Annotated in this window: 18 protein-coding genes; 9 read left to right on the plus strand and 9 right to left on the minus strand. The window is 69.4% G+C overall.

Annotated features, from left to right (window positions below; all coding sequences use genetic code 11):
* The first annotated feature begins 58 nt into the window (after positions 1–58).
* Positions 59–1582, plus strand: a complete 1524-nt coding sequence (locus tag ACFCYE_RS14030) for a DEAD/DEAH box helicase (RefSeq protein WP_376179652.1) — start codon at positions 59–61, stop codon at positions 1580–1582.
* Here ACFCYE_RS14030 and ACFCYE_RS14035 read toward each other — a convergent pair.
* A complete protein-coding gene (locus ACFCYE_RS14035) occupies positions 1558–2490 on the minus strand; it encodes a DUF817 domain-containing protein (protein ID WP_376179654.1) in 933 nt (310 codons plus the stop codon). The two genes, ACFCYE_RS14030 and ACFCYE_RS14035, sit on opposite strands and share 25 nt — an antisense overlap.
* A 62-nt stretch (positions 2491–2552) precedes the next feature.
* On the minus strand, positions 2553–3422 hold the full coding sequence (locus tag ACFCYE_RS14040) for a PHP domain-containing protein (RefSeq protein ID WP_376179655.1): 870 nt from the start codon (positions 3420–3422) through the stop codon (positions 2553–2555).
* Between the two features lie 89 nt (positions 3423–3511).
* On the opposite strand from ACFCYE_RS14040, the gene ACFCYE_RS14045 reads away from it, so the two are divergent.
* A complete protein-coding gene (locus tag ACFCYE_RS14045) occupies positions 3512–4531 on the plus strand; it encodes an endonuclease/exonuclease/phosphatase family protein (RefSeq protein ID WP_376179657.1) in 1020 nt (339 codons plus the stop codon).
* Between the two features lie 4 nt (positions 4532–4535).
* On the opposite strand, the gene ACFCYE_RS14050 is transcribed toward ACFCYE_RS14045, so the two are convergent.
* Positions 4536–4928: a DUF3054 domain-containing protein gene (locus ACFCYE_RS14050; RefSeq protein ID WP_376179658.1), complete on the minus strand. Its 393-nt coding sequence runs from the start codon at positions 4926–4928 to the stop codon at positions 4536–4538.
* Between the two features lie 42 nt (positions 4929–4970).
* Here ACFCYE_RS14050 and ACFCYE_RS14055 point away from each other — a divergent pair, with 42 nt between their 5' ends.
* Together ACFCYE_RS14055 and ACFCYE_RS14060 are read left to right on the plus strand one after the other, a co-directional pair.
* The gene (locus tag ACFCYE_RS14055; protein WP_376179660.1) at positions 4971–6389 is read left to right on the plus strand and encodes an aminopeptidase P family protein; all 1419 of its coding nucleotides are present in this window, start codon (positions 4971–4973) and stop codon (positions 6387–6389) included.
* Between the two features lie 106 nt (positions 6390–6495).
* Complete coding sequence (locus ACFCYE_RS14060; RefSeq protein ID WP_376179661.1) at positions 6496–7371, plus strand: phosphotransferase; 876 nt, start codon at positions 6496–6498, stop codon at positions 7369–7371.
* A gap of 7 nt (positions 7372–7378) precedes the next feature.
* On the opposite strand, the gene ACFCYE_RS14065 is transcribed toward ACFCYE_RS14060, so the two are convergent.
* From ACFCYE_RS14065 to ACFCYE_RS14085, 5 genes are read right to left on the minus strand one after another with little or no spacing between them, the layout of a single operon-like run.
* Entirely contained in the window at positions 7379–8044 is a 666-nt protein-coding gene (locus ACFCYE_RS14065) for an SDR family oxidoreductase (RefSeq protein WP_376179663.1), read from the minus strand.
* A gap of 10 nt (positions 8045–8054) precedes the next feature.
* Positions 8055–8441, minus strand: a complete 387-nt coding sequence (locus ACFCYE_RS14070; RefSeq protein WP_376179665.1) for a glyoxalase — start codon at positions 8439–8441, stop codon at positions 8055–8057.
* On the minus strand, positions 8438–9181 hold the full coding sequence (locus tag ACFCYE_RS14075) for a metallophosphoesterase family protein (protein WP_376179666.1): 744 nt from the start codon (positions 9179–9181) through the stop codon (positions 8438–8440). The genes ACFCYE_RS14070 and ACFCYE_RS14075 overlap by 4 nt, the downstream gene beginning before the upstream one ends.
* A 19-nt stretch (positions 9182–9200) precedes the next feature.
* Positions 9201–9875, minus strand: a complete 675-nt coding sequence (locus ACFCYE_RS14080) for an alpha/beta fold hydrolase (RefSeq protein ID WP_376179667.1) — start codon at positions 9873–9875, stop codon at positions 9201–9203.
* A gap of 3 nt (positions 9876–9878) precedes the next feature.
* Positions 9879–10685: a general stress protein gene (locus ACFCYE_RS14085; RefSeq protein WP_376179669.1), complete on the minus strand. Its 807-nt coding sequence runs from the start codon at positions 10683–10685 to the stop codon at positions 9879–9881.
* 76 nt (positions 10686–10761) lie between these two features.
* Here ACFCYE_RS14085 and ACFCYE_RS14090 point away from each other — a divergent pair, with 76 nt between their 5' ends.
* The 4 genes from ACFCYE_RS14090 to ACFCYE_RS14105 are packed head-to-tail and all read left to right on the plus strand — an operon-like array spanning position 10762 to position 14243.
* The gene (locus ACFCYE_RS14090) at positions 10762–12027 is read left to right on the plus strand and encodes a magnesium transporter MgtE N-terminal domain-containing protein (protein WP_376179670.1); all 1266 of its coding nucleotides are present in this window, start codon (positions 10762–10764) and stop codon (positions 12025–12027) included.
* On the plus strand, positions 12027–12593 hold the full coding sequence (locus ACFCYE_RS14095) for a DUF1003 domain-containing protein (protein WP_376179671.1): 567 nt from the start codon (positions 12027–12029) through the stop codon (positions 12591–12593). Before ACFCYE_RS14090 ends, ACFCYE_RS14095 begins: the two co-directional genes overlap by 1 nt.
* Positions 12590–13708 carry an Mrp/NBP35 family ATP-binding protein gene (locus ACFCYE_RS14100; RefSeq protein WP_376179672.1) on the plus strand — a complete coding sequence of 373 codons (1119 nt, stop codon included), beginning with the start codon at positions 12590–12592 and terminating at the stop codon, positions 13706–13708. Before ACFCYE_RS14095 ends, ACFCYE_RS14100 begins: the two co-directional genes overlap by 4 nt.
* 34 nt (positions 13709–13742) lie before the next feature.
* Positions 13743–14243, plus strand: coding sequence for a YcxB family protein (locus ACFCYE_RS14105; RefSeq protein WP_376179673.1), 501 nt, complete (start codon positions 13743–13745; stop codon positions 14241–14243).
* A 23-nt stretch (positions 14244–14266) separates the two neighbouring features.
* Here the strand turns inward: ACFCYE_RS14105 and ACFCYE_RS14110 are convergent, their stop codons facing one another.
* The gene (locus tag ACFCYE_RS14110) at positions 14267–14656 is read right to left on the minus strand and encodes a Sec-independent protein translocase TatB (protein ID WP_376179674.1); all 390 of its coding nucleotides are present in this window, start codon (positions 14654–14656) and stop codon (positions 14267–14269) included.
* Positions 14657–14741: 85 nt separating this feature from the next.
* Between ACFCYE_RS14110 and ACFCYE_RS14115 the strand changes: the two genes are divergently transcribed.
* Positions 14742–15380 (plus strand): O-methyltransferase, encoded by a 639-nt coding sequence (locus ACFCYE_RS14115; protein ID WP_376179675.1) that lies wholly within the window; start codon positions 14742–14744, stop codon positions 15378–15380.
* Positions 15381–15491 lie beyond the last annotated feature (111 nt).

Raw genomic sequence — 15491 nt, forward strand, 5'->3', positions numbered from 1 at the left:
GATCCGTATTTACGTGGCGCGCCCCGCGCACGGGCCGCCGGACAGGCAACATCACATCGTGACAACCTTCGCCGAACTCGGCATCGATCAGGACATCGTCGACGCCCTCGCCGCCAAGGGCATCGTGGACGCGTTCCCCATTCAGGAGCAGACCATCCCCCTGGGACTGCCAGGTCAGGACATCATCGGTCAGGCCAAGACCGGAACCGGAAAGACCTTCGGCTTCGGCATCCCCGTCGTCCAGCGCCTCGGAGAGAACCCCGAACCGGGCGTCAAGGCGCTCATCGTCGTGCCGACCCGCGAGCTCGCCGTCCAGGTCTACGAGGACATGGACCTGCTCACGAGCAACCGCTCGACCAGCGTCGTCGCCATCTACGGCGGCAAGGCCTACGAGGGTCAGATCGACCAGCTCAAGGCGGGCGCGCAGATCGTCGTCGGCACGCCCGGTCGACTCATCGACCTCGCAGGACAGCGCCTGCTCGACCTCTCCAACGCGACAGAGGTCGTTCTCGACGAGGCCGACAAGATGCTCGACCTCGGTTTTCTCGCCGACATCGAGAAGATCTTCCAGAAGGTTCCCGAGAAACGGCACACGCAGCTCTTCTCGGCGACCATGCCAGGCCCGATCGTCGCGCTGGCGCGCCGCTTCATGTCGAACCCGATCCACATCCGTGCGAGCGACCCGGACGAGGGGCTGACCCAGGCGAACATCAAGCACCTGGTGTACCGCGCGCACTCGATGGACAAGGACGAGGTCGTCGCCCGCATCCTGCAGGCGGAGGGCCGCGGGAAGACCGTGATCTTCACCCGGACCAAGCGTGCTGCCCAGCGCCTCGTCGACGAGCTCGGCGACCGCGGCTTCAACGTCGGCGGAGTGCACGGCGACATGGGCCAGGAGCAGCGCGAGCGCTCGATGGCGGCGTTCAAGGCCGGCAAGCGCGACGTGCTCGTTGCGACCGATGTCGCTGCACGCGGTATCGACGTGGACGACGTGACCCACGTCATCAACCACACCATCCCGGACGAGGACAAGACGTATCTGCACCGCGCCGGCCGCACCGGTCGTGCAGGCAAGACCGGCATCGCGGTCACGTTCGTGGACTGGGAAGACCTGCACAAGTGGGCTCTCATCAACCGCGCCCTGGAGTTCGGTCAGCCCGAACCGATCGAGACGTATTCGTCGAGCCCGCACCTGTACAGCGACCTGAACATCCCGGAGGGCACGAAGGGCCGTCTCACGACCGCGCCGAAGACGCAGACCGTCAAGACGCAGCGCCAGCGCCCTGAGAAGGCGGCGGATGCGGCGGCCGAAGGCACATCGGACGGCACCACGCGTCGCCGTCGCCGTCGTCGTCAGGCCGAGGATGCCGTCGGGTCCACGTTCGTCGAGGGCGACGCATCGAAGCACGAGACTCCCAAGGACGTCCCGTCGACCGACCGCAGCGCCGAGGGCGCCGGCACCCACGACGGTGCAGGCAAGGAGCACCACGACGGCAAGCCGGCTCCGGCACGCCGCCGCCGTCGCCGGCGCGGCGGATCCGGTGGCGGATCGGTTCCTCAGACGCCGGCCGCCGGCGCCTGAGACTCTTCATCGAGGGGCGGATGCTGCGGCATCCGCCCCTGGTCGTCTGCCGACCCGGGAGTGATCGGGACCCGCGGCGGATACACCCAGGTGACCATCACCACCGAGATGATCATGAGCAGGAACCAGGATCCGAGCTTGCTCGCTGAGACCGGCTGCCACGCGACCACCTGGTCCGGATACGCCCACGCCCCGGCCCAGGTGCCGATGTTCTCGGCGAGGTAGATGAACACCGCGACGCCGGCGAAGACGAGCAGCAGCGGCAGCCGGAGTACACGTCGCCACACCCGCGCGTACATGACCGTCGGCAGCCAGAGCAGGATGACCACCGCGAGCAGGACCCACCTGGCATCCCACCAGAAGTGATGCGTGAAGAAGTTCAGGTAGATGGCGACGGCGACCACCGTGGTGAGCCAGCGCCGGGGGTAGCGCACGAATCCCAGGTCGAACAGCCGGTGCACGCGCACCATGTACGAGCCCACCGCCGCGTACATGAACCCGCTGAACAGGGGCACCCCGCCGATGCGCAGCACGCCGTCGGCCGCGTACATCCATGACCCGACGTCGGTCTTGAACAGCTCCATCGCCGTCCCGGTGAGGTGGAAGAGGATGATGACCCACAGCTCGCGACCGGTCTCCAGCCGGAACACGAGCATGGCGAGCTGGATCAGTACTGCGGCGATGGTCAGGGCATCGTTGCGCGCGATGACCGCGTCATCCGGGTACCACAGGCGCGCCGCCACGATCACGACGAGCAGGGCGGCGCCGAACACGCAGGCCCACGCCTGCTTGAGCACGAACACGGCGAACTCGATGAGACCGGCGCGGATGCCGCTCGCGGAGGCATCTCTGAGCAGCCGATGGGCGACCTCGTCGATGCGCCGTTCCAGGGATGTCGCCCGTTGCATGCCGGACAACCTATCGGCAGCGCCGGACAGATCGCCGGGAGCTTGCCGACAGTTCGCCCGGGTCAGGCGTAGCGCGGCTGAGTTCCCGTGGCGCGGTCGATGATCCGCGCCACCATCTCATCTGACGTGGTGTTCTCGCCGGGAAGATTGGGCTTGCCCGCGCCGTGGTAGTCGCTGGATCCGGTGATGAGGAGGTCGTGCTCGGCCGCGATCGCGCGCAGCAGCCGCTTGCCGTCCTCGGTGTTCTCTCGGTGATCGATCTCGAACCCGCCCAGTCCCTCGGCGATGAGGCGCTCGATGAAGGACACCGGCATCATCCGGTCTCGGCCCGCCGTCACCGGATGCGCGATGATCGCCACTCCCCCGGCGCGGGTGATCAGCCGCACCGCGGTCAGCGGATCCGGCGCGTAGTGCGGCTCGTAGTATCCCTCGCGCGGGTGCAGGATGCCGTCGAACGCCTCGGCCCGGTCGCGGACGATGCCACGGGCGATGAGCGCGTCGGCGATGTGCGGGCGGCCGATCGTGGCGTCCTGCATCGTCTGGGCGACCACGTCCTCCCAGTCGAGGTCGTAGTCCCTGCCGATGCTGCGCACGATCCGCTCGGCTCGACCGATGCGGTCGCCGCGGATGCGGTCGGTCTCGGCCGCAAGCGCGGGATCGACCGGATCGAAGAGGTACCCGAGGACATGGACGCTGCGCCACTCGTGCTTGGCCGACAGCTCCATGCCGGGGAGGAAGGTCATCCCGCGTTCACCGGCGGCGCGCGATGCCTCGTCCCATCCCGTGGTGCGATCGTGGTCGGTCAGTGCGAGCGTGCGGATGCCGTGGGCGTGCGCCTGCCGCACGACTTCGGCGGGCGACTCGGTGCCGTCGGAGTGGTTCGAGTGCAGGTGCAGGTCGTTCGGGCCCTCGAATCGCTGCGCACTCCTCATCTGATGAGCGTATCGCCCGCCGCATGCGCGAGGCGCGCCGACCCCGCGCGCCAGTCGATTCACAGATCGCGCCCGTAGGCTGATGGGCGATGTTCCGAGTACTGGGGATTCTGCTGACCGTGCTGTTCGCGATGGCGACGGCTGTCGTGGTGTGGCCGCAGTTCTTCCGACTCGAGCAGACCTATCCGTTCGCGCAGCTCGTGGCCGTGCGCGGCGCCGTCGCAGCCGCGTTCGGCGTCGTCGCCGTCATCTCGCTGCTTCTCCTGTTCGCGAGGCCGCTGCGCGGCTTCGCGGCGTCGATCCTGATCGTCGCGGTGATCGGGGCCGGAGCGACGGCGGCCATCGGCGCGGTGCGCGGTCTCGGCGTCGATGCCCTCCCGGAGAAGACCGACGGCTCCGTGCGCGTGCTCACCTGGAACACCGCGGGCGAAGCGATCCCGGCGGACGACATCGCGGCTGAGATCCTCGCGCAGGACGCGGACATCGTGGCGCTCCCGGAGACCGCCGAATCCGTCGGCGCGCGCATCGCCGTGATGCTGCGCGAGCAGGGCCACCCGATGTGGGTGCACCACGTGCAGTTCAATCCGGACGTCGACAACGGCCCGCAGGCCTGGCAGACGACGATTCTCATCTCCCCCGACCTGGGCGACTACTCGGTCATCGAATCGTCCGTGGACGGGACCAGCAACACCAGCTCCGTGCCGAGCGCGGTCGTGATGCCGGTCGACGGCGACGGGCCGACCGTCGTCGCGGTGCACGCCGTCGCGCCACGCCCCGAGGCGATGCAGCGCTGGCAGAGCGATCTCGCCTGGATCGCCGATCAGTGCCCGCAGGGCGACTTCATCCTCGCCGGAGACTTCAACGCGACGATCGACCACATGGCGTCGCTCGGCGTCGACGGCGGCGACATGGGCTACTGCCGCGATGCGGCCACGAGGACCGGCAACGGGGCCGTGGCGACATGGCCGGCGTCCTACCCCGAACTGCTCGGCGCGCCGATCGATCACATCATGGCCAGCCCGACCTGGGAGCCGACCGGCTCGGTCGTACTCGACGCGGACGGCAGCGATCACCGCGGGCTGGTCGTCCAGCTCGAACCGGCCGGCTGAGCACTCAGCGCGACCGGCGCCGCTGCACCAGGAGATTGATCAGGCGCCAGCCGATCAGGAAGATCGCCAGAGTCACGGCCGCGACGACGACGAAGGCCCAGGCCGTACCCTGCCCGGTCAGCGCCCGCAGCGCCATTCCGCCACCGAGGGTGACGATCCAGATCAGGATTCCGGGCACCACCCGCGCGGCATCGACACGCGTCGCGAGGGCGACGGCGTGCACGACGACGAGCGCCGCCAGGAACGGCCAGATCGACGACACGATGCGGGCCACGGCATCCGGTTCGCCGAGTGAGTGCGAGAGCCCGCCGAGCAGGCAGAAGACGACGACCAGCGCGGCGTCGATGACGATGGTGACGGCCGGTGACGGGCGCTGAGCGGTGCTGTCTTGACTCACCCATCCACCCTACGCGGCGGCGCGGAGTGAGAGACTGGAGGCATGAGCACCGGATCCAGCGACACGATCGCACAGGCCACCGAAGAAGACGCGGCGAAGGCGCCCGTCACCAACCGCAAGCAGCCGTTCCCGCGCGGCTTCCTCGATACGATCTCGACAGGATGGGCCGAGCGCCCCGAGTCGCTTCCCGCGCCGCGAGCCCAGGCGGCGTACGCCGCCGCACGCCGCGAGAAGGTCTCGGCTGCGTTCCGCGGCAAGCGCCTGGTGATCCCCGCCGGTTCGCTCAAGCAGCGCAGCAACGACACGGACTACCCCTTCCGCGCGCATTCCGCGTTCGCCCACCTGACAGGCTGGGCCGCGGATGCCGAGCCGGACTCCGTGCTCGTGTTCGACCCGACGGATGCCGGACACGACGTCACCCTGTACTTCCGCGAACGCGCCGACCGGACGACGACCGAGTTCTACGCGGACGCCACGGTCGGCGAGTTCTGGATCGGCCCGCGGCCGTCGCTCGCCGGCGTCGCCGCCGACCTCGCGATCGCGACCGACCACCTCGCCGCCTTCGCCGCCGGTGATGACGACGTGACCCTCGACGACGCCGATCTCGCGCAGTTCGTCTCGGAACTGCGGCTCGTGAAGGACGAGTTCGAGGTCGCCGAGATGCGCCGCGCCGTCGACATCACCGCGCAGGGGTTCGACGACATCATCCGCGTCCTGCCCGACGCCGCGACCCACGCGCGAGGCGAGCGCGTCGTCGAGGGCGTCTTCCACCGCCGTGCCCGCGAGGACGGAAACGGCGAGGGATACGACACGATCGCGGCATCCGGACCGCACGCCTGCTACCTGCACTGGACGCGCAACGACGGAACGGTCGTCCCCGGCGATCTCATCCTCGTGGATGCCGGGGTCGAGGCCGACAGCCTGTACACCGCGGACATCACCCGCACCCTGCCGGTGAACGGCAGGTTCACGCCCGTGCAGCGCAAGGTCTACGAGACGGTCCGCGAGGCCGCGGACGCCGCATTCGCCGCCGCGAAGAACGGTGTTCCGTTCCGCGCCGTGCACGAAGCGGCCATGCAGGTCATCGCCGCGCGCGTCGCGGAGTGGGGTCTGCTGCCGGTGACGGCCGAGGAGGCGCTGGACTCCGATGCGGGCGGCCAGCACCGCCGCTACATGGTCCACGGCACCAGCCACCATCTGGGCATCGACGTGCACGACTGCGCTCAGGCCCGCCGCGAGATGTACTACGACGGCATCCTCGAACCCGGCATGGTCTTCACGATCGAGCCCGGCCTGTACTTCCAGATCGACGATCTGACCGTCCCGGAGGAGCTGCGAGGCATCGGGGTCCGGATCGAGGATGACATCGTCATGACCGAGGACGGACCGGTCAACCTGTCCGCAGGCATTCCGCGCACGGCCGACGAGGTCGAGGCCTGGATCGCACGCGTCCAGGGCTGATCAGGACATTCGGCACGCGAGAACCCGGACCGTCGGAAGCCGTGCGCGGTGCGACGCGACCCGCCGCCCGCGGCGATCGGTCCGGGTTCTCCGACTGAGGGATGGCATGCACATCGACCAGGAGATCGCGGCGCGACTGATCGCCGAGCAGTTCGATGATCTGCGCGGCCTGGCCGTGAACCGGCTCGCATCGGCGGGGACGGTGAACGCCCTGTTCCGCGTCGGCGACAAGCTCGTGGCCCGATTCCCGTTCGACCCCGTGCCCGCGGAGGAGCTGCAGCAGGAGGCCGAAGCGATGGCGGAGTTCGCCGCGGCGAATCCGTTCCGCTCGTCGAAGCCGGTCGGTGTGGCCGCTCCCACCGAGCGGCATGCCTCGGCCTGGAGCCTGCAGACCTGGGTCGACGGTACTCCGGCGACTCACGATGCGTTCGAGGACTCGGAGACATTGGTCGACGATGTCGTCGCGCTCATCGCCGCGCTTCGCGCTGTGCCGGTGGGGGCGCGGTCCTTCGACGGACGCGGGCGAGGCGGCGACCTGCGCGATCACGACGAATGGATGCGGGAATGCTTCGCCCGCAGCGGCGACCTGCTGGACGTCGCCCGCGCCCGCGGGCTGTGGGAGCGACTGCGCGAACTCGGAGCATCGGATGCCGTCTCGATGTCGCACCGCGACCTGACGCCACCGAATCTGCTCGTCGAGGGCGGCAGGCTCGCGGGTGTGCTGGACAGCGGTTCCTTCGGTCCGGCGGATCGCGCACTGGACCTGGTCGCGGCGTGGCACCTCTTCGACGCTCGGCGCCGTGCTCGCCTGCGCAGCGCGCTCGAGGTCGACGACAGGGAATGGTTGCGCGGTGCGGCCTGGTCGCTCCAGCAGGCGATGGGCCTCGGCTGGTATTACGCCGAGTCGAATCCGACCATGAGCGCACTCGGCCTGTCGACGATGCGCCGCCTCCTGGAGGATCCCGAGCTGACGACCGCCTGACCCGCCGTCAGTAACGCGCCGAGAACCCGCCGTCGGCGTGCAGGAGCTGACCGGAGACCCAGCGCCCTTCCGGCGACACCAGGAAAGACACGAACGCCGCGATGTCCGTCGGCGTCCCGATGCGCCCGAGCGGATGCGCGGGCACGATCGACTCCGCGAAGCCCTGCGGCATCCATCCCGTGTCGATCGGACCCGGGTTGAGGACGTTCGCCGAGATGCCGAGCGGGCCGAGCTCTCGAGCGGCCGAGATCACCAGGCGATCGAGTGCTCCCTTGGAGGCGCCGTAGGGCAGGTTGCCGGTGGTGTGATCGCTTGTGAGGGCGACGACGGCTCCCCCGGCATCCGGGACCTGGCGGGCGAAGGCCGCGATCAGCAGCAGGCTCGCGCGCGCGTTGATCGCGACGTGACGGTCGAAGCTTTCGGCCGGCGTGTCGAGAATGCCGGATTCGACGTCGTGCGCGTGGGACAGGACGAGCGCCGAGACCGGACCGCGCCGGTGCGCGACGGCGGCGATGAGCTCGTCCGGTCCCTCGGGGGTGGCGAGGTCGCAGGGGTAGTCGGCGTCCGTGAGGTCGCTGGTCGCGACCTCCCAGCCGTCGGCGCGCAGGCGGGGAACGATGCCGGCGGCGATGCTGTTCGCACGCGCGGCGCCGGTGACGAGGGCGAGAGGCATGCCCGCCACACTAGCGCTCGGCGACGACTTCGACCTTGAACCCGGCCGCGTTCTCCAGCCAGCCGGCGTAGTGGTCCTCGCCGCCGGCGTACGGGTACCGATCCGTGTACAGCGGATGCCACCCCTGCGCGGGCGCGGCGGCCATGAGAGCGTCGACCTGCGTCGTCGAGCCGCCGTGGAACGCCAGATGATTGACCCCGGGGCGCCGACGGTCGTGCTCGGACGCAGACAGATTCGGCGACGTCGTCAGCGTCAGATAGGCGCCTCCGGCGGCCCAGGACATCCCCTCCGACCATTCCTGCTCCCGCACGAAGCCCAGCGATGAGAGCAACCACTCCCACGCAGCATCTCCGGTCCGGTCGGCGATCCAGACCTCGACGTGATGGAACCCGGTCACGTCTGGCGCCCGCGGTAGACGGCGGTTCGCAGTTCGACGGCCCAGACATCCCTGGTCGGCATGCGCAGCGACTCCGCCACGGCGATCTCGGCCTCGACGTCGTACGGGACCCGCACGAACTGGATGCCGAAGGGCGCCGGCAGCTCGGCATCCAGAACACCCTCGAGGATCACGTAGGACGGCTCCGGCACGTCCAGCGGATTGCCGACGCTGCCCACGTTGAACAGCGTCCTCTGCTCGGTCGACTCGATGTAGGCGTCGTGGATGTCGGCGTAGCCGACGATGTCCGGTACCGGACCGTCGCCGGTCATCTCCGTGTTCGCGAACATCCCGGAGAACTGCTCCTCGGTGTGATGGAAGTGCACGCGCTTGTGCGGGCTCTCCGCCGACGCGTGGAACAGCCGGATCCGTCGGCCGCTCATCAGCAGATCGTGGCTGAGCGGGAGAGCCCCGAGCCATGCCAGGCTCTCCGCCGACAGTTCAGCGTGCCACCAGCGCATCCCCTCCGGTGCGTCCTCGGCGGTGAAACGGAGGAAATCGTCCCAGTTGCCCCGCACGTTCACCTCGCACGCCTCGCGGCAGCGCTGCACGGCCGCTTCTCCGCGCGGGCCCTTCCCCGCCGTATCGCCGAGGTTGAACACCCGATGGATGCCGCGACCCGCGATGTCGGCGAGCACGGCGTCGAGCGCCGTCAGATTGCCGTGCACGTCGGAGATGAGGGCGATGCGGTCGAGGCTCACCCGACCATCGTGGCAGACGTCACTCGAACCGCGCGGCGAACTCCGTCACGAGCGGGGCCAGCGAGGCGCCGATCACGTCGGAAGGCCGCTTGTTCCCCTTCACTTCGAAGGAGTGCCCTCCCCCGTCGATCCACGCGACCCGTGCGTCGCGGCAGGTCGCGAGTACCTCCTCGAACTGCGACAGCGGCTGGATGAACGGATCGATGGTTCCCTCGATGAACAGCTGAGGCGCCATGACCGCGGGGAGATGCTCCGCCCGCGGCTTCTCGGGCTTGCCTGGCGCATGCAGCGGATAACCCAGATAGACGAGTCCAGCGACATCCATGCCCTCCGCCGCCGCCATCGAGGCCATCCGTCCGCCGTACGACTTCCCCGCTGCCCACACCGGGCCGTCCGTTCGCGCCCGAACAGCGCTCGTGACGGCCTTCCAGGCCGCGATCGCATGCGCGGCCGGGCCGGGCATGCGACGTCCCTGCGCACGGTAGGGGAAATCGAACCGCACGGTCGCGTAGCCGTCGTCGTTCAACGCGGCTGCGAGCCCGACCAGGAACGGGTGATCCATCCCGGCTCCGGCGCCGTGCGCGATGATGACGGTGCCGCGGTCCGCGTCACCGGTCGGCGGCGACCAGGATGCCGGGATCGTCACCGGTCCGCTCGGCAGCGCCACGTCGATGCGCAGCGGCTCGGAGGACATGGGTCAGTCGTCGCTCACGGGCTTGCGCGGAGCATCGGCGCCGGCCTCGGGGGCGTCCGGCTCCGCCTCGACGGGCGCGGACTCGTCAGTGGGGGCGGATGGCTGCGTCGGCGCGGTGGGCGACGTGCTCGTCGCAGGCGCGTCGGCGACCCGCTCGCCATACCGGGGACGCGGGTCTGCCGGTCGCGGCGGGATCACCGGCTGGGCGCCGGTCACGGAAGGCGCAGACGACGCCGGCACGGGGCCTGCGGGCGCGGAGCCGTCCGGAGACTGCCCAGGCGTCACCCGCTCGCCGTAGCGCGGCGGCTCGTCCAGGTTGACCGGCGGTCGAGCTGCCGCAGGGCGCTGACCTCCGCCCAGCACCTGCCTGGCCTTCGCGAGGGACGTCGGCAGAACCGTCACCTCGTAGTGATCGGCGGCGAGCTGCGTGACGCTCGCGAAATCACGCCGACGGCGGACGATCGCGAAGGTCACCAGGCTCAGCAGCATGCCGATCGCGACACCGATGAAGAGGTACGCGACGAAGAGCTGGATCGGTGCATCGGGGGTGCCCAGCACCATGATCGCCGAGAGCAGGAGCCCGATGAGCAGACCGTTGATCGCCCCGGAGCGCGCCGCCGCCGCGTAGCCGAGTCGCCCGGTGATCTTCTCGACCGTGCGGACGCCCTGGCCGACGATCGCGATGTCCCGCGCGGGGACTTCACCGGCGATGAGCTGCGACACCGTCTTCTGCGCGCGTTCGTACTCGCGCATCGAGGCAACGGTCTCACCGATGTCGGCACCGTCTGCAGGGCGGTTCAGCATGGTCATCCGTCCATTCTTCCATGCGCACCAGGGGCGGGAGCTGTACACCCTCTCGGCGGTCCTCCCGGACTACGCTGGGTGCGTGAGCACTCAACGGGTATTCGTCGCGCGCCTTGCCGGCTGCGCCGTCTTCGACCCCGTGGGCGACCGGCTCGGCAAGGTCCGGGACGTCGTCATCGTGTACCGAAGTTCGGCCGCACCGCGCGTGATCGGACTGGTGATCGAGATCCCGGGCCGGCGGCATGTGTTCCTCTCGATCGGACGCGTCACCTCGATCCGCGCCGGTCAGGTGATCTCCACCGGGCTCATCAACGTGCGCCGTTTCCAACCCCGCCCCGGCGAGCTCCGGGTGCTGGCCGAGCTCCTCGGCCGACGAGTCGGTTTCGTCGACGGCGGCGGCACGGCGGTGATCGAGGATGTCGCGATCGAACCGAACCGCCTCGGTGAGTGGAGCATCACGCAGCTCTTCCTGCGCAAGCCCAAGACGAGCGCCTCCCCGTTCGCCAAGGGTCCGACCGCCTTCGCCGCCTGGAACGAGGTCGCTGAGGAGCGCACGCCAGGGGAGGCGCAGTCCGCCGAGCAGTTGGTCGCATCGTATTCCGAACTGCACGCCGCCGACCTCGCCAGCACGCTGCTCGACCTTCCGCAGAAGCGGATGATCGAGGTCGCCGAAGAGCTTCCCGACGACCGTCTCGCCGATGCGCTCGAAGAGATGCCGGAAGAAGAGCAGGTGCACATCCTCGACGGCCTCGGGGATGAACGAGCCGCAGACATCCTCGACCACATGGAACCCGACGACGCCGCCGATCTGCTGGCGCAGCTTCCGAAGAAGCGGCTCGAGCAGCTGCTCGAGCTCATGGAACCCGAGGAGGCTGAGGATGTCCGCACCCTCCTCGCCTACGGGCCCGATACGGCCGGTGGTCTCATGACGACCGAGCCGATCATCCTCTCGGCCGACGCCACGGTCGCCGAGGCGCTCGCCCTGATCCGTCGGCATGAGCTGCATCCGGCCCTCGCCGCTGCGGTGTTCGTCACGCTTCCACCGTTCGAGACGCCCACCGGACGTCTGCTGGGCGTCGTCCACTTCCAGCGGATGCTGCGATACCCGCCGCACGAACGACTGGGCGCGATCATCGACGACAGCATGGAGTCGGTGTCCGGCACGGCTTCCGCAGCTGAGGCGGCCCGCATGCTCGCCAGCTACGACCTCGTGTCGCTCCCGGTCGTGGATGCCGCGCAGCGCCTCGTCGGTGCCATCAGCATCGACGACGTGCTGGACTATCTGCTCCCTGACGACTGGCGCACCCACGACGTCGACGAGTCCTCCGCCGGGGGCGGTGCGCGATGATGGCGCGGACTCCACGCACCCGCCTCGACGCTCCGCTCGGGCGGGGCACGACGCGCCAGCGACCGACCTCGCGCGATCGCTTCGGTCGCTTCACGGAGTGGGTCGCCCGCGCCATGGGAACGCCCGCGTTCCTCCTGCTGCTGACGCTCTTCTGCGTGCTCTGGATCAGCTGGAACACGCTGATGCCCGAGACTCTGCGCTTCGACGACGCCGCACTGGGGTTCACCGCGCTCACCCTGATGCTGTCGCTGCAGGCCTCGTACGCCGCACCGCTCATCCTGCTCGCGCAGAACCGTCAGGACGATCGCGACCGCGTCCAGATCGAGCAGGACCGTCAGCGCGCGGAACGCAACCTCGCCGACACCGAGTACCTGGCCCGTGAGATCGTCGCGCTGCGGCTGTCGCTCGAGGAGCGCAACTCCCAGATCGTCACGCGCGACGTGCTGCGGCAGGAACTGCGCGCTCTGCTCGCCGAACTCGACGACGACACCGCAGACGGCACCGGTGGCGGCCAGGACCCGTCTCCGCACACCGGTCCCATCGCGACGCGGCGTCCGCGACGATGACGGCGGAACAGGTCCGTCGCGCCGTCGAAGCCGTCAGCGACCCCGAACTGCGCCGACCGATCGGAGAGCTCGACATGGTGCGGGACGTGAGCGTGGAAGGCGAGGTCGCCCGCGTCGCCATCGTGCTCACGATCGTCGGATGCCCCGCCGCGAACCGCATCGAGTCCGATGTGCGACAGGCCGCGTCATCCGTTCCCGGCATCGAGGATGTCGACGTCACCGTCGGCGTCATGACGCCTGACGAGCGCAAGGCCCTGACCGAGAAGCTCCGCGCAGGTCGCCCGGCGCGTCAGATGCCCTTCGGCCCCGACTCGCTGACCCGCGTCATCCTCGTCTCCAGCGGCAAGGGGGGCGTCGGAAAGTCCACCGTGACGGCGAACCTTGCCGTCGCCCTCGCCGAGCGAGGGCTCGCCGTCGGGCTGGTGGATGCCGATGTGCACGGCTTCTCGATCCCCGGGCTCCTCGGCATCCCCCCAGGAACCCAGCCCACCCGCATCGACGACCTGATGCTGCCACCGGTGGCGCACGGAGTGAAGACCATCTCGATCGGCATGTTCCTGCGCGACGGCGAATCCGTGGTGGCGTGGCGCGGGCCCATGCTGCACCGCACCGTGCAGCAGTTCCTCACCGACGTCTTCTTCGGCGATCTGGACGTGCTGCTGATCGACATGCCACCCGGCACCGGCGACATCGCGATATCCATCGGCCAGTTGCTCCCCCATGCCGAGGTGCTCGTCGTCACGACGCCGCAGTCCGCTGCGTCAGACGTCGCGATCCGCAGCGGTCTGGTGGCACGCCAGACCGGTCAGCGGGTGATCGGCGTCGTCGAGAACATGGCGGCGTTCGCCCTGCCGGACGGCACCGTGATCGACCTGTTCGGTTCCGGCGGGGGCGCCGAGGTGGCAGATGCACTGTCCGCACCGACGGATCGGGTCGAACTGCTGGCGTCCATCCCCCTCAGCTCTGCGCTGCGTGCCGGCGGGGACGCCGGAACCCCCGTCGTGCTCGACGACCCGTCGGATGCCGCGGCATCCGCGATCGATGCGCTCGCCCAGCGCATCGTGACGAAGGGCCGCGGCCTGGCCGGTCGCTCGCTTCCGTTCTCGCCGGCGTGAGCGGCGACCGGGTCTCCCGCGAGAGAATGTTCGGATGAGCACTGCGCCCCGATATGTCCAGGTGGATCGCGATCTGCTGACCCGCATGTCCCGCGATGCGACGATCTTCCTGCTCACCCGCCCCCTTTCGATCATCGTGTGGGTGCTGCTGGGCGCAGGCCTGCTCTGGACGCTCGTCCCGTTCGGGACGGCACTCGCCCAGGCGCCGTCCCAAGCCGGGCGCCTGGTCGTCATGCCCGCCCTCTTCGCCGGCATGATGCTGCTCTACGTCATCCTCACCATGACGAGCGTGCGTCGATCCCTGGCGACCACGATGCCGGAGGGAACGAGCGTCTCGGTCTCAGTGGGCGAGACCGAGCTGCGCGTGGAGAGCGCGAGGGGCACGTCCAGGGTCGCCTTCTCGGCGTTTCGTCGGATGAAGGCGGGGCCCGATGCCGTGATGCTACAGCTGCGCGACAGCTCGGCGATGACTGCTCTTCCGCGCGCGGTGGTCTCGGACGCCGACATCGAACGCCTGCGCGCGAAGATCGGCTGAACCGGCCGGCGGCGCTGCTGTCGTCAGGTCGCTTCCGGATCGAACGGCGGCGGGCTCGACCTGGTGAACGCCGGCGTCGCCTTCGGGACGACCGGATCGATGGGCGATGCCTTCGGTGCCGCGGCTACGGCAGCGGGCGCGGCGACATCGGGCGCGGTGTCCTCGAACAGTGCGTCGCGGATGATGCGCCGAGGGTCGTACTGCCGCGGGTCGAGCTTGCGCCAGTCCACGTCGGTGACCTCGGGGCCCATCTCCTCCTGCACACGGCTCTTCGTGTCACGCAGCATCTCGCCGCCTCGGCGCACGAGCTTGGCGAACTGCTCGGCATAGTGCGGCAGCCGCTCAGGACCGATCAGCAGCACAGCGATGAAACCGATCACCAGCAGCTTCTCGACGTCGAGTCCGAACCCCATGGGTCAAGGCTACCGCGCCGCGCCTGCCCGCTGAGAACGCGGCATGCCCGTAACCTGAAAGGGAACCACCACCACGGGAGATGCCATGAGCGAGCACGACGCCAACGCGCGGTACATCCGCGAGGCCACCGCGGAGCCGGACGCCATCGCCCGCGCCCGTGCACGCGCCGACGAGATCGGTGCGGCTCCCGTCAGTGCTCTGGTGGGAGCGCAGTACGCCCTTCTCGCGGCGGCCGTGAACGCGCGGACGATCGTGGAGATCGGCACCGGAGCCGGCGTCTCCGGCCTGTGGCTGCTGCGTGGAGCACCGCACGCGGTGCTCACATCCATCGACAATGAACCGGAACACCTCGCCGCCGCACGCCAGGCGTTCGCCGAGGCGCGCGTCCCCACCACTCGCGCGCGGTTCATCACGGGCCGCGCCGCGGACGTGCTGCCGCGGATGAACGAGGGCTCGTACGACATCGTCCTCGTGGACGCGGATCCCGACAACGTGATCGAGTACGTCGAGCACGGCCTTCGACTGGTGCGCACCGGTGGAATCGTCCTGGTCCCCCGCATCCTCGTGGGCGGCAAGGTCGCCGACCCGGTGCAGCGAGATGCCGTCACGGCCGCGTACCGATCGCTCATCCAGGAGACGCAGCAGTCCCAGGCGGTACTGGCCTCGATCTCCTCCTCCGGCGAAGGGCTGCTGCAGCTGATCAGCGTCGCCGAACCAGACTGACTGTCCTGGGACACGAGAAGGGCGGCGGATCGACGGCGCGAACAGCAGTGCCACAGCGAGTCCGGCCACCAGCACGGCCAATGCGATGAGTCCCCACCATCCCGGCATGCC

Source organism: Microbacterium sp. NPDC056234 (assembly GCF_042267585.1).
In the GTDB taxonomy this organism is placed as follows: Bacteria; Actinomycetota; Actinomycetes; order Actinomycetales; family Microbacteriaceae; genus Microbacterium.

Excerpts from the sequence above, each read along its gene's own strand:
- ACFCYE_RS14035 (WP_376179654.1), bottom strand. The coding sequence starts at position 2,490 with ATGCAACGGGCGACATCCCTGGAACGGCGCATCGACGAGGTCGCCCAT.
- ACFCYE_RS14040 (WP_376179655.1), bottom strand. The coding sequence starts at position 3,422 with ATGAGGAGTGCGCAGCGATTCGAGGGCCCGAACGACCTGCACCTGCAC.
- ACFCYE_RS14045 (WP_376179657.1), top strand. The coding sequence starts at position 3,512 with ATGTTCCGAGTACTGGGGATTCTGCTGACCGTGCTGTTCGCGATGGCG.
- ACFCYE_RS14055 (WP_376179660.1), top strand. The coding sequence starts at position 4,971 with ATGAGCACCGGATCCAGCGACACGATCGCACAGGCCACCGAAGAAGAC.
- ACFCYE_RS14060 (WP_376179661.1), top strand. The coding sequence starts at position 6,496 with ATGCACATCGACCAGGAGATCGCGGCGCGACTGATCGCCGAGCAGTTC.
- ACFCYE_RS14065 (WP_376179663.1), bottom strand. The coding sequence starts at position 8,044 with ATGCCTCTCGCCCTCGTCACCGGCGCCGCGCGTGCGAACAGCATCGCC.
- ACFCYE_RS14080 (WP_376179667.1), bottom strand. The coding sequence starts at position 9,875 with ATGTCCTCCGAGCCGCTGCGCATCGACGTGGCGCTGCCGAGCGGACCG.
- ACFCYE_RS14085 (WP_376179669.1), bottom strand. The coding sequence starts at position 10,685 with ATGACCATGCTGAACCGCCCTGCAGACGGTGCCGACATCGGTGAGACC.
- ACFCYE_RS14095 (WP_376179671.1), top strand. The coding sequence starts at position 12,027 with ATGGCGCGGACTCCACGCACCCGCCTCGACGCTCCGCTCGGGCGGGGC.
- ACFCYE_RS14100 (WP_376179672.1), top strand. The coding sequence starts at position 12,590 with ATGACGGCGGAACAGGTCCGTCGCGCCGTCGAAGCCGTCAGCGACCCC.
- ACFCYE_RS14105 (WP_376179673.1), top strand. The coding sequence starts at position 13,743 with ATGAGCACTGCGCCCCGATATGTCCAGGTGGATCGCGATCTGCTGACC.
- ACFCYE_RS14110 (WP_376179674.1), bottom strand. The coding sequence starts at position 14,656 with ATGGGGTTCGGACTCGACGTCGAGAAGCTGCTGGTGATCGGTTTCATC.
- ACFCYE_RS14115 (WP_376179675.1), top strand. The coding sequence starts at position 14,742 with ATGAGCGAGCACGACGCCAACGCGCGGTACATCCGCGAGGCCACCGCG.